Below are 12387 nucleotides of genomic sequence, written 5' to 3'. Positions count from 1 at the left end.
GGCTCCATGAGCATGGGACACGGCGGGCGGGGCGGCGGTCCGCGCGGGGGCGGGCGCATCTCGAGCGGCGACTTCCGCGCGCAGAAGGCCGCCAACGCCGAGGCGCCGAAGATCCCGCACCTGGTCCGGCGCATCGCCACGCTCTTCCAGCCGCACCGCCGGGCGATCGTGCTGACGGTCGTGCTCGTGCTGGTCGGCGCGGCCATCTCGGTGGTGCCGCCGCTGCTCACCCAGCAGGCGTTCGACCGGGGACTGTTCCCGCCGTCCGGTCGCCCCGACGTCCCGGTGCTGGTCGAGCTCGTGTCGGCGATGGTCCTGCTCTGGATCGCGAGCGCCGGGGTCGGCGTGTGGCAGACCTACTTGACCGCGACGGTCGGCAACAAGGTCATGGGCGCGATGCGGATGCGCCTGTTCGCACACCTGCAGCGGATGGAGCTCGCGTTCTTCACCCGCACCAAGACCGGGGTGATCCAGTCCCGCCTGCAGAACGACGTCGGCGGTGTGGCGAGCGTGCTGAACAACACGATCTCGTCGGTGCTCGGCAACACGGTGACCGTGATCGCCGCCGTGGTCGCGATGCTGCTGCTGAGCTGGCAGATGACCCTGGTCGCGGTGGTCCTGCTGCCCCTGCTCGTGATCGCGCAGCGCCGGGTCGGTCAGGTGCGCGCGCGGATCGCCGCGCAGACGCAGGAGTCGCTGTCCGACATGACGGCGATCACGCAGGAGGCGCTGAGCGTCTCCGGCATCCTGCTCGCGAAGAGCTTCAACCAGCAGGCCAGCGAGACCCGTCGCTACGGGGACGAGAACCGCAACCAGATCACCCTGCAGGTGCGGCAGCAGATGTCCGGGCAGTGGTTCTTCGCGATCGTGCAGATCTTCCTGTCGATCATCCCGGCGATCATCTACGTCGTCGCCGCGTACCTGATCATCGGTGACGTCCCGGTCACGGCCGGCACCATCGTCGCCTTCACGACGGTGCAGTCGCGGCTGCTGTTCCCGACCGTGGGGCTGCTGCGCGTGGTCCTCGACCTGCAGACCTCCGGTGCGCTCTTCGCCCGCATCTTCGAGTACTTCGACCTCGAGCCGGCGATCACGGACTCGCCGACCGCCCGGCCCGTGGACGAGTCGAAGGTCGGTCACGTCGCCTTCGAGGACGTCGTCTTCACCTACCCGGACGGCGAGGCAGACAAGCCGACCCTGCGCGGGGTGTCGTTCGAGCTCCGCCCCGGGCAGTTCGCGGCGTTCGTCGGTCCCTCCGGCGCGGGCAAGACGACGGTGTCCTACCTGGTGCCGCGGCTGTACGAGGCGACCGAGGGGTCGGTGCGCTTCGCCGGGCAGGACGTCCGCGACCTGGTGCACGAGGACCTGATGCGGCACGTCGGCATCGTCAGCCAGGAGACGTACCTGTTCCACGCCACGATCGGCGAGAACCTGCGGTACGCCAAGCCCGACGCCACGGACGACGAGCTCGAGCGGGCGGCCCGTGCGGCGAACATCCACGACACCATCGCGTCGTTCCCGGACGGCTACGACACCGTCGTGGGGGAGCGCGGCTACCGCCTGTCCGGGGGCGAGAAGCAGCGCATCGCCATCGCGCGGGTGCTCCTCAAGGACCCGCCGGTGCTCGTCCTCGACGAGGCCACCAGCGCGCTCGACTCCATCTCCGAGCACGTCGTGCAGACGGCGCTCGACACCGCGGCGGCGGGCCGCACCACGATCTCGATCGCGCACCGGCTGTCGACGATCCGCGACGCCGACGTGATCTTCGTCCTCGACCACGGCCGGATCGTCGAGCAGGGCACGCACGACGAACTCCTCGCCCTCGACGGCACGTACGCCCAGCTGCACCGGCAGCAGAACACGTCGGCGGACGTCCTCCGCCCCTGATCGGGCGAAGGCGACCGGGCGCCGGACGGGAGGCCCGCGGCGGCGCCGCCACGGGCCTCCAGTCCGGCGCGCAGCGCGACCAGGGCACGTGGTCGGTGACCCGGCGGGCGCGCGCTGTCCGCGGACGACACATCCCAGCGCGACGCGGGGAGCGCGTCCTAGACTCCATGCCGTGCGTTACGCGAACTCCGTCGTCGACCTCGTCGGCGACACCCCGCTCGTCAAGCTCAACCGGGTGACCGAGGGGGTGCGGGCGACCATCCTGGTGAAGGTCGAGTACCTGAACCCCGGTGGGTCGTCGAAGGACCGCATCGCCACCCGGATCATCGACGCGGCCGAGGCCTCCGGTGACCTCCGACCCGGCGGCACGATCGTCGAACCGACCTCCGGCAACACCGGTGTCGGCCTCGCCCTGGTCGCGCAGCAGCGCGGCTACCGGTGCGTGTTCGTCCTGCCCGACAAGGTCGGCGAGGACAAGCGCAACGTGCTGACCGCGTACGGCGCCGAGATCGTCGTCACCCCGACCGCGGTCGCACCGGAGCACCCCGAGTCCTACTACTCGGTGTCGGACCGGCTCGTCCAGGAGATCCCGGGCGCCTACAAGCCGAACCAGTACGCCAACCCGAACGGCCCGCGCAGCCACTACGAGACCACCGGCCCGGAGATCTGGCGCGACACCGAGGGGCAGATCACCCACTTCGTCGCGGGCGTCGGCACCGGTGGCACGATCTCGGGCACCGGACGGTTCCTGAAGGAGGCGTCCGAGGGCGGCGTCCGGATCGTCGGCGCGGACCCCGAGGGCTCGGTGTACTCCGGCGGCACCGGTCGCCCGTACCTCGTCGAGGGCGTCGGCGAGGACTTCTGGCCGAGCGCCTACGACGCCGGCGTTCCGGACGAGATCATCGCCGTGTCGGACGCCGACTCCTTCGCGATGACCCGCCGTCTGGCACGCGAAGAGGGCCTGCTCGTCGGCGGGTCGAGCGGCATGGCCGTCGTCGCGGCCCTCCGCGCGGCCCGCGACCTGACCGAGGACGACGTCGTCGTGGTGCTGCTGCCGGACGGCGGCCGCGGCTACCTCGGCAAGATCTTCAACGACCGCTGGATGCGCTCCTACGGCTTCGCCGAGACCGACGACGAGCGCACCGTCGGGTCGCTCATCGCCGGCAAGGACGGCCGCCTGCCCGACCTGGTGCACGCGCACCCGGCAGACACCGTGCGCGACGTCGTCGACATCATGACGAAGTACGGCGTCTCGCAGATGCCCGTGCTCAGCGCCGAGCCGCCCGTCGTCATCGGCGAGGTCGTCGGCGCCGTCGAGGAGAAGGCGCTGCTCGAGCAGGTCTTCACCGGTGCCGCGAAGATGTCGGACGCCCTGTCCGGCTTCGTGGGCGACCCGCTGCCGCTCATCGGCGTCGGCGAATCCGTGTCCGCGGCGCGACGTGCGCTCGAATCGGCGGACGCGCTCCTCGTCGTCGGGGACGGCAAACCCGTCACCGTGCTGACCCGGCACGACCTCCTCACCTACCTCTCCGAGTAAGGAACCATCGAGCATGACCGAGTTCAGCACCCGGGCCGTCCACGCCGGCCAGGAGCCCGACGAGACCACCGGCGCCGTCATCCCGCCGATCCACCTGACGTCGACGTACGTGCAGGACGGGGTCGGCGGCATGCGCAACGGCTACGAGTACTCCCGCGCCGGCAACCCGACGCGCGACTCGCTGCAGGTGCTCCTCGCCGACCTCGACGGCGGCGTCGCGGCGTCGTCGTTCGCGTCCGGGCTCGCCGCCGAGGACGCCCTGCTCCGCGCCGCGCTGGTCCCCGGTGGCCGTGTCGTGATGGGCAACGACGTGTACGGCGGCACCCACCGTCTGGTCAGTCGGCTGCACGTGCCGTGGGGCGTGGAGCTCGTCGTCGTCGACATGAGCGACCTCGACCAGGTCCGTGCCGCCCTGCAGGGTGCCCCGGCCACCACCGTGCTGTGGGTCGAGACGCCGACGAACCCGCTGATGAAGATCGCCGACATCGCCGCGCTCGCGACCCTCGGGCACGAGTCCGGCGCCCTGGTCGTCGTCGACAACACCTTCGCGTCGCCGTACCTGCAGCAGCCGCTGTCGCTCGGCGCCGACGTCGTCGTCTACTCGACCACGAAGTACCTCGGCGGACACTCCGACGTCGTCGGCGGTGCCGTCGTGCTCGCGGACGAGGAGCTCGCCGCGAAGGTGCAGTTCCTGCAGTTCGGCGCCGGCGCGATCTCGTCGCCGTTCGACGCCTACCTGACCACGCGCGGCATCAAGACGCTCGCGGTGCGGATGGAACGGCACTCCCGGAACGCGCAGGCCGTGGCCGAGGCGCTCGTCGTTGCGCCGGGCGTCGAACGCGTCTACTACCCGGGCCTGCCCGACCACCCGGGGCACGACGTCGCGGCGCGGCAGATGCGCGGCTTCGGCGGGATGCTCTCGGTCGCGCTGTCCGGTGGCCCCGAGGCCGCGAAGCGCTTCGCAGAGTCGACGGAGCTGTTCGCCCTGGCCGAGTCGCTCGGCGGTGTGGAGTCGCTCATCGGGTACCCGAGCGAGATGACCCACGCGTCGGTGAAGGGCACCGAGCTGGCCGTGCCGGAGAACGTCGTGCGGCTGTCGGTGGGCATCGAGGACGCCGGCGACCTGGTGGCGGACCTGGAGCAGGCGCTGGCGCGCTGACGCGGCGGGGCGCGCTGCCGGGCACGCGCGTGCGCGCTCGGTCGCCGGTGACGCTGCTGCTGCCGCCCGCTGCCGCTGCCGCTGCTGCTGCTGCTGCCGCTGCCGCTGCTGCTGCTGCTGCCGCCGCGTCGTCGCTCGCCCCTACGATGATCGGGTGAGCACCACGGCGTCGCGGACCAGCCTGCTGAGCGGGCCGTACGCCCTCGCGACGATCGGCATGGTCGCGATCGTCGGCGTCGCCGCGTTCCAGAACCTGGCGATGACCACGATCATGCCGGTGATCAGCCGCGACCTCGACGGCGAGACCCTGTACGCGCTCGCCTTCGCCGCCCCGCTCGCCGCCGGCGTGCCCGGGATGGTGCTCGCCGGCAACTGGACCGACCGGGCCGGCGGTCGCATCGTGGCCTGGGTCTCGGCGGCGTTCTTCGCCGTCGGGACGGCAGTGGTCATGCTCGCGCCGACCATGGAGGTCTTCCTGGCCGGGCGGCTCATCGAGGGCTTCGGCGCCGGGGCCATCGACGTGGTGCTGTACGTGCTGGTCGCCCGGATCTTCTCCGCTGCGCTGCACGGCCCGGTGTTCGCCGGGTTCGCCGCCGCCTGGGTCGTGCCGGCGCTGGTCGGCCCGGCCCTCGCGGGCATCGTCACCGACACGTGGAACTGGCACTGGGTCTTCGCCGGGGCCCTCGCGATCGCCCTCGTCGCCTTCGCCCTGCTCGTGCCGACGCTCGGCCGGTTGCACGCTCCCGCCGCGTCCCTCCGCCCGCCGTGGCAGCGTGCCCGGATCGGCTGGTCGGTGGCCGCAGCCGTGTCGATCCTGCTCCTCAACGTCGCGCCCGACCTGACCCCGTGGGGCATGGTCGTGGCGGTGGTGGTCGGTCTCGTCGGCACCTGGTTCGCCCTGCGACCGCTGCTGCCGAGCGGGACGTTCCGCGCGGCGGCGGGCCTGCCGTCGGTGGTGCTGCTGCGCGGACTGGTGGCGGCGTCGTTCTTCGGCAGCGAGGCGTACGTGCCGTTCCTGCTGCAGGCCGAGCACGGGTTGTCGCCGTCGGCGGCCGGCCTCGCCCTGACGGTGGCCGCGGTCAGCTGGGCCGTCTCGAGCTGGGCGCACGGCCGTCTGGGGGAGCAGCGGCTCACCGCGCGCCGCACCTTCGGGGTCGGACTCGCGCTGGTGCTCGTGAGCCTGGTGACCGCGCTGGCCGTCGCCACGCTCGACCTGTCGTGGTGGGTGCTCGTCGCCGGGTGGTTCGTCGGCGGGGCGGGCATGGGCGCGATCTACCCGCGGGCGTCGATGCTGACCCTGCGGTTCTCCGGCGAGGGCGACGACGGGTTCGCGAGCTCCGCCCTGACGATCGCCGACGCCGCGGGCAGCGTGATCGGCCTCGCCGTGACCGGCCTGCTCTTCACCGCGACCGGCGGAGCCGACGGCACGGTGTCGTTCCCCCTGGTGTTCGCGGCGATGATCGGTTTCGCGGTGCTGGCGATCGCGGCCGTCCGCCGGCTCGGCCCTGTCCCGGGACCGGTGGCGTCGGCAGGGGCAGGGGCACCGGGGTCCACCGCGTCGGCATCGTCCTCGTCCCCGTCGTCGCACGGCCCCGCCGCCGGGTAGCGTGGCATACCGGACCGAAGAGGAGACCCCGTGCTGCGCATCGTCGCCGTGACCGTCGCCCTGGCGGCGGCACTCACCCTGGCCGGTTGCCAGGGCACGACGTCCGCCGCGCCGACGCCCGTGCAGAGCACCGACCTGACGAGTTCCGACGGCGGGTTCGACCAGCAGGCCGTGATCGGGGTCGTGTTGGCCCACGACGACGCAGCTCTCGCCGACGGACTCCGCACCGGGCTGACCGACGCTGGCTTCCGCCCGGACGTCCGGGTCGCACCGGCATCGGGTGCCGCGGCGGCCCAGCGTGCCGCGGTGTCCCAGCTCGTGCGGAAGGGTGCGAAGGCACTCCTCGTGCACGCAGCTCGGCCGTCCGCGCTCACCGGCGTGATCCAGACCGCACACGATGCGGGGGTCGTGGTGGTGTCCCTCGGCGACCCGCTGCCCGCGACCGGGACCGGTGGCGACGGGGTGTCCGCCGACTACCGGGTGCCCTCGGAGGGGGACGACGCCGACGTCGCTGCGACGGCGGTCGAGGTCGTGCAGTCGCTGCAGCGCGGCGAGAAGCCGGAGACGGACCCCACGGACGGCGACACGACCGACGCGGAGTAGCCGCGCCACCGACCCGGAGCAGCCGCGCGGACGCCGGCGCTGCCGGGCGGCCGACGCGGACGTCGGCGATGCAGCACACCCGAGCGGATCAGGTGGTCCGGCTCAGCTCCACCACGTCGGGAACGACAGCGTGATCGTCTCGACCAGCGCCTTCCGTGACCGACGGGGCCCGGCGAGCCAGGCCTCGATCGCCCCGACGAAGCCCTGCGCCACGAACCCCGCGGCGACGTCGTCGAGCAGCTCGGGGCGGCGTGCGGCGTCGAGCTCCCGGATGTGCAGGGCGCTCGACACGGTGAAGTGCTCGACGAGCAGCCGGTGCAGCGACGCGTCGTTCGGGTCCGGCAGTGCCTTGCCGTAGATGTCACGGTGCGTCGTCACGTGCTCGACGACGGCGTTGATGCCGCGCCGGGTGATGGTGGCGAGCTCGTCGGCCCCGGCGCCCCGGGCGGCCGCGGCACGGCGTTCGTCGGCGTCGTCCTGCCGGATGCGGTCGAGCTCCGGCGTCAGGACGTCGGCGAGCAGCGACCCGGGGGAGACGGCGTGCGAGTAGAACGTGGCCCGGTTGATGCCGGCCGCGCGCGTGACGTCGGCGACGGTGATCTCCGAGACCGGCCGGTCCGCGGCGAGTCGCAGGATCGCCTCACGCAGCGCTGCTGTGGTGTGCAGGATCCGGGCATCCACCATGACGCCCACCCCCTTCTGATCCGCTTCACCCGGAAGGCCCCCGAGCAGTCCGACGCTACCGCATGGTCCGCGCACGGCAGAGGGGCAGCACGAGCCGCTTCGCGCGGGCAGCGAGGATCGGCGGCGCCGAGCATGTGTGTCCGACCGTAGGATGGTTCCGCGGACGAATCGATTCGATCGACCCGCGATCACCCTCCACCCCCTCATCGTCGAAGGACTCCAGTCTCGTGACCGCGCCCGCCACCACCGGTTCGCTCCGGGTCGTCCTGCACCCCGGAGACTCCCTCTCCCGCGGGCAGCGACTCGTCTACGTCTTCGTCCTGGGCGCCCTCACGGCGCTCGGGCCGTTCACGATCGACCTCTACCTGCCCGCGTTCCCGGCGATCAAGGACCAGTTCGGCGTCACCGACGGTGCGGTCCAGCTGACGCTCACCGCGACGACCCTCGGCTTCGCCATCGGGCAGCTCCTGGTCGGCCCCTGGAGCGACAAGGTGGGCCGCCGACTGCCGCTCATCATCGCGACGACGGTGCACATCGCCGCCTCGATCGGTGCCGCGACGGCGCCGGACATCGAACTCCTCGCGGTGTTCCGCGTGCTGCAGGGCATGGGGGCGGCGGCCGGCGGTGTCGTCGCGATGGCGACCGTCCGTGACCTGTTCGGTGGCAAGCCGCTGGTCCGGATGCTGTCGCGGCTGGCGATGGTGAACGGTCTCGCGCCGATCCTCGCACCGCTCATCGGCTCCCAGATGCTGCAGTTCACCAGCTGGCGCGGCATCTTCGTCTTCCTCGCCTGCTACGGCCTGGCCGTGGTGATCGCCTCGATCCTGCTGATCGTCGAGACCCTGCCGCCGGCCCGCCGCCACGAGGCGGGGCACTCCACGATCGGTCAGCGCTACAAGGCGCTGTTCTCCGACCGGATCTTCGTCGGCGTCGCGCTCATCGGCGCGATGGTGTTCAGCGGCCTGTTCTCGTACCTCAGCGCGTCACCGTTCCTGTTCCAGCAGGTCTACGGGCTCGACGCGCAGCAGTACGGGCTGCTGTTCGCCGTGAACTCCGTCGGGGTCGTCCTCGGCGTGCAGATCTCGTCGCGGCTCGCCCAGCGCGTCGGTCCGCAGTGGATCCTGGCGTGCTCCACGGCGACGCTGCTGCTGTCGTCGCTCGCCATCATCGTCCTCGACCAGCTCGGCGCCGGTCTGGTCGGCGTGCTCGTGCCGCTGTGGTTCTTCATCGCGGCGTGCGGGTTCTCGTTCCCGCTCGTCCAGGTGATCGGCCTCGCCGCCCACGGCAAGGAAGCGGGGACCGCCGCCTCGGTGCTCGGTGCCCTGAACTTCGGCGTGGCCGGGCTCATCTCGCCGGTGGTCGGCTGGCTGGGCATCACGACGGCGACGCCGATGGCCATCGTGATGGCGTCCACCGCCGCCGTCGCGATCCTGATGCTGTGGCTGGTGGTCCGCCCCCGGACGGTCCCCGCGCTGACGCACTGACGACACGGGTCTCCGCCGCCCACGGTTCGTACAGCACGGCTCGCGTCCGGCGCGGGGCTGACGGGCCGGGAGGTGCGGCCCGCGTCCGACGCGGAGCCCGCGACCGCGGGCTCGTCGGCTCACGGGCCCCTGCCGCGGCCCCGTCGAGGAGGTTCAGCGGGCGCTGAGTCCGGCGAACTCGACGGCGAGCAGCCCGCCGACGACCAGCGCGGTGAGCCCGCCGATGAGCAGGTACGCCGAACGCTGCTCGTACCAGGCACGGCTCGTCGGGTAGCGCTTCGCGAAGGTGCGGGCGGAGACCGGCCGGGACTCCTCGACGACCTGCACGCCGAGCGCGTCGACCACCCGGTCGAGCCCGTCGTCGCCCCACACGTCGGCCCGGAGCCGGAACAGATGGGTCCCGGTCCGGTCGAACGCCACGAGTTCGCGCACCGTGCGGTCCACCGACGAGCCGAACGTGGTGGCGAGGACCAGGCTGTGCACACGGTCGCGGGCGATCCGCCGGCGTCCGGTGAGCACGCCGCGGATCGTGAGGCCGTCGCCGTCGATCCCGATGAAGGCCGTGTGCAGTCGCACGAACACGACACCGACGACCGCGGCCATCGCCACGACCACCGCGGCGAACACGGCCCACGTGCGGAACGGGAAGGAGACCCAGACCAGCGCGACGGCGAGCGGCACGGCGGAGAACGCGATGCTGAGCGCCGTGGAACGGACGAGCGAGCGTCGGGGGCGCAGAACGGTGTCGAAGACGACGGCGGGAACCGGCGCCACCGCGGGCACAGTCGTGTCCCCCATGGTGCGTCTCCTCGTCCCCTCGGGTGTTCGGGCGCACTGATCAGCACGCCCTCCGAGCGACGCCCCTGCCGCTCGATGCACCGCGTCGGCTCGTCCCGGAGCCGTGCGCTCGGCCAGCATAGGCGACCGACGGGGACCGGGGACAGCCCGTTCCACCCCCGGTCGGCGTTTCGCGGCCAACGGAGGGGGAGCAGGGCACGTGCTGGTCCACCGGGTGGGGGACCGGACGGGACCGGAACGACGAAGGACCCGCACCGAGTCGGTGCGGGTCCTTCGATCCTTCTGGCGGAGAATGGGGGATTCGAACCCCCGAGGGCTTGCACCCAACACGCTTTCCAAGCGTGCGCCATAGGCCACTAGGCGAATTCTCCTGACACCGCCTCGCGACGGCGACACCCAATGGTACAGGTTCTTCGTGGTGCTCACGACCGCGTGTCGCCGCCCTCGGTGCTCCCAGATGTCGTGACATGTCCGACGACTACCCTGGGCGTCGTGTCGACCCGTATCTACATCACGTCAGCAGAAGGGCACACGGGCAAGAGCACCGTCGCCCTCGGTGTCCTCGAGACCCTCGCCCGCTCCGTCGGTCGTGTCGGCGTGTTCCGGCCCGTCGCCCGCTCGGTCGTCGAGCCCGACTACGTGCTCGAACTGCTGCTGCAGCACACCGCGGTCGGCATCTCCTACGACGACGCCGTCGGGGTCACCTACGACGACGTGCACGCCGACCCCGAGGCGGCGCTCGGCACGATCGTCACCCGCTTCGCGCAGGTCGAGCGGCAGTGCGACGCCGTCGTGGTGCTCGGGTCCGACTACACCGACGTCGGCAGCCCCACCGAGCTGTCCTTCAACGCCAAGGTCGCCGCGAACCTCGGCGCCCCGGTGCTCCTCGTGCTCGGGGGCCGCGACGCCGCCGAACGCGGCGCCCGCACACCCGAGGGCATGGCGCAGGTCGCGGACGTCACGACGAGCGAGCTGCGGGCGGCACACGCGCAGCTGTTCGGCGTCGTGGTGAACCGCGCCGACCCGGACGCCCTCGCCGCGATCGTGACGAGCGTCGAGCAGGCCGTGCACGACGACCACCCGGACGTGCCGGTGTGGGCGATCCCCGAGGACCGCGTGCTCGTCGCCCCGACCGTCCGCGCCCTGCTGCAGGCCACCGGCGCCACCCTGGTCCGCGGTGACGACGCCCTGCTCGACCGCGAAGCCCTCGGCACCGTCGTCGCGGGCATGAGCATGGAGAACGTCCTGCCCCGCCTGATCGAGGGCGGCATCGTCGTGGTGCCCGGTGACCGCAGCGACGTCCTCATCGCCACCCTCCTCGCCAACCAGTCGGAGACCTTCCCGAGCCTGGCCGGAGTCATCCTGAACGGCGGGTTCGAGATCGCCCCGCAGGTGTCGCGGCTGCTCGAGGGCCTGTCGAGCTCGCTCCCGATCGCACAGAACGACCTGGGCACGTACGACACCGCCCTCCGGATCACCCAGACGCGCGGCCGTCTGGCCGCCGACTCGCCCCGGAAGGCCGACATGGCGCTCGCCCTGTTCGAGCAGCACGTCGACGCCGAGGCCCTGCGCGACCGTCTGCAGCTCACCCCGTCCGGGGTCGTCACGCCGCTCATGTTCGAGCACGGCCTGCTCGACCGGGCCCGCAGCTACGGCAAGCGCATCGTCCTGCCCGAGGGTGAGGACGACCGCATCCTCCGCGCGGCCTCCACGCTGCTGCAGCGCCAGGTCTGCGAGCTGACGATCCTCGGTGACCCCGCTGCCATCCGGACCCGGGCGACTGAACTCGGGCTCGACCTCGAGGCGGCACAGCTCGTCTCGCCGTTCGACCCCGAGCTCCGCGAACGCTTCGCCGAGGAGTACACCCGGCTCCGCGCCCACAAGGGGATGTCGATCGAGCTCGCCCGCGACACCGTCACCGACGTCTCGTACTTCGGCACGATGATGGTGCAGCTCGGCCTCGCCGACGGCATGGTCTCGGGCGCGAAGCACACCACGGCACACACCATCCGGCCGTCGTTCGAGATCATCAAGACCCGTCCGGACACCTCCATCGTGTCGAGCGTCTTCCTGATGGCGCTCGCCGACCGTGTACTGGTCTACGGCGACTGCGCGGTGATCCCGGACCCGACGAGCGAGCAGCTCGCCGACATCGCGATCTCGTCGGCCGAGACCGCGACCCAGTTCGGCATCGACCCCCGCGTGGCGATGCTGAGCTACTCCACCGGCGACAGCGGCTCCGGCGCCGACGTCGACAAGGTCCGCGCCGGCACCGCGTTCGTGCGGGAACGCCGGCCCGACCTGCTCGTCGAGGGCCCGATCCAGTACGACGCCGCGGCCGACCCCACGGTCGCGTCGACCAAGATGCCGGACTCCCCGGTTGCCGGCCGCGCGACGGTGTTCATCTTCCCGGACCTCAACACCGGCAACAACACGTACAAGGCCGTGCAGCGCTCGGCCGGTGCCGTCGCGATCGGGCCGGTCCTGCAGGGCCTGCGCAAGCCGATCAACGACCTGTCGCGGGGCGCCCTCGTGGGCGACATCGTGAACACCGTCGCGATCACCGCGATCCAGGCCGGCACCGCGACCGACGCGGCCTGACCGCCCGACCCGCACCGCGCCTCCAGGC

10 protein-coding genes and 1 tRNA gene are annotated in these 12387 nt (G+C 72.1%); 8 read left to right on the top strand and 3 right to left on the bottom strand.

The window, feature by feature from the left end; genetic code table 11:
• Positions 1-12 precede the first annotated feature (12 nt).
• From KK087_RS12725 to KK087_RS12705, 6 genes are all read left to right on the top strand, one after another.
• Positions 13-1887, top strand: a complete 1875-nt coding sequence (locus KK087_RS12725; RefSeq protein ID WP_214565849.1) for an ABC transporter ATP-binding protein — start codon at positions 13-15, stop codon at positions 1885-1887.
• 172 nt (positions 1888-2059) lie between these two features.
• Complete coding sequence (locus KK087_RS12720; protein ID WP_214545475.1) at positions 2060-3424, top strand: cystathionine beta-synthase; 1365 nt, start codon at positions 2060-2062, stop codon at positions 3422-3424.
• A gap of 13 nt (positions 3425-3437) precedes the next feature.
• On the top strand, positions 3438-4583 hold the full coding sequence (locus KK087_RS12715) for a cystathionine gamma-synthase (protein WP_214529520.1): 1146 nt from the start codon (positions 3438-3440) through the stop codon (positions 4581-4583).
• A gap of 29 nt (positions 4584-4612) precedes the next feature.
• Positions 4613-4741, top strand: coding sequence for a hypothetical protein (locus KK087_RS17685; RefSeq protein ID WP_284732982.1), 129 nt, complete (start codon positions 4613-4615; stop codon positions 4739-4741).
• On the top strand, positions 4738-6189 hold the full coding sequence (locus tag KK087_RS12710) for an MFS transporter (RefSeq protein ID WP_214565779.1): 1452 nt from the start codon (positions 4738-4740) through the stop codon (positions 6187-6189). The genes KK087_RS17685 and KK087_RS12710 overlap by 4 nt, the downstream gene beginning before the upstream one ends.
• A gap of 30 nt (positions 6190-6219) precedes the next feature.
• Entirely contained in the window at positions 6220-6792 is a 573-nt protein-coding gene (locus tag KK087_RS12705; protein WP_214529517.1) for a substrate-binding domain-containing protein, read from the top strand.
• Positions 6793-6894: 102 nt separating this feature from the next.
• Here the strand turns inward: KK087_RS12705 and KK087_RS12700 are convergent, their stop codons facing one another.
• A complete protein-coding gene (locus KK087_RS12700) occupies positions 6895-7476 on the bottom strand; it encodes a TetR/AcrR family transcriptional regulator (protein ID WP_214529515.1) in 582 nt (193 codons plus the stop codon).
• Positions 7477-7703: 227 nt separating this feature from the next.
• On the opposite strand from KK087_RS12700, the gene KK087_RS12695 reads away from it, so the two are divergent.
• Positions 7704-8960, top strand: a complete 1257-nt coding sequence (locus KK087_RS12695) for a multidrug effflux MFS transporter (RefSeq protein ID WP_214529513.1) — start codon at positions 7704-7706, stop codon at positions 8958-8960.
• 153 nt (positions 8961-9113) lie between these two features.
• Here KK087_RS12695 and KK087_RS12690 read toward each other — a convergent pair whose 3' ends face one another.
• Positions 9114-9758 carry a hypothetical protein gene (locus tag KK087_RS12690; protein WP_214545478.1) on the bottom strand — a complete coding sequence of 215 codons (645 nt, stop codon included), beginning with the start codon at positions 9756-9758 and terminating at the stop codon, positions 9114-9116.
• A 283-nt stretch (positions 9759-10041) separates the two neighbouring features.
• Positions 10042-10129, bottom strand: a tRNA-Ser gene (locus KK087_RS12685).
• 121 nt (positions 10130-10250) lie between these two features.
• Between KK087_RS12685 and pta the strand changes: the two genes are divergently transcribed.
• A complete protein-coding gene (gene pta / locus KK087_RS12680) occupies positions 10251-12359 on the top strand; it encodes a phosphate acetyltransferase (RefSeq protein ID WP_214545479.1) in 2109 nt (702 codons plus the stop codon).
• The last annotated feature ends 28 nt before the right edge of the window (positions 12360-12387 follow it).

It is taken from the genome of Curtobacterium aurantiacum (genome assembly GCF_018598555.1).
Classification (GTDB): Bacteria; Actinomycetota; Actinomycetes; order Actinomycetales; family Microbacteriaceae; genus Curtobacterium; species Curtobacterium aurantiacum.
This window is presented reverse-complemented; position numbering and strand designations above follow the sequence as displayed.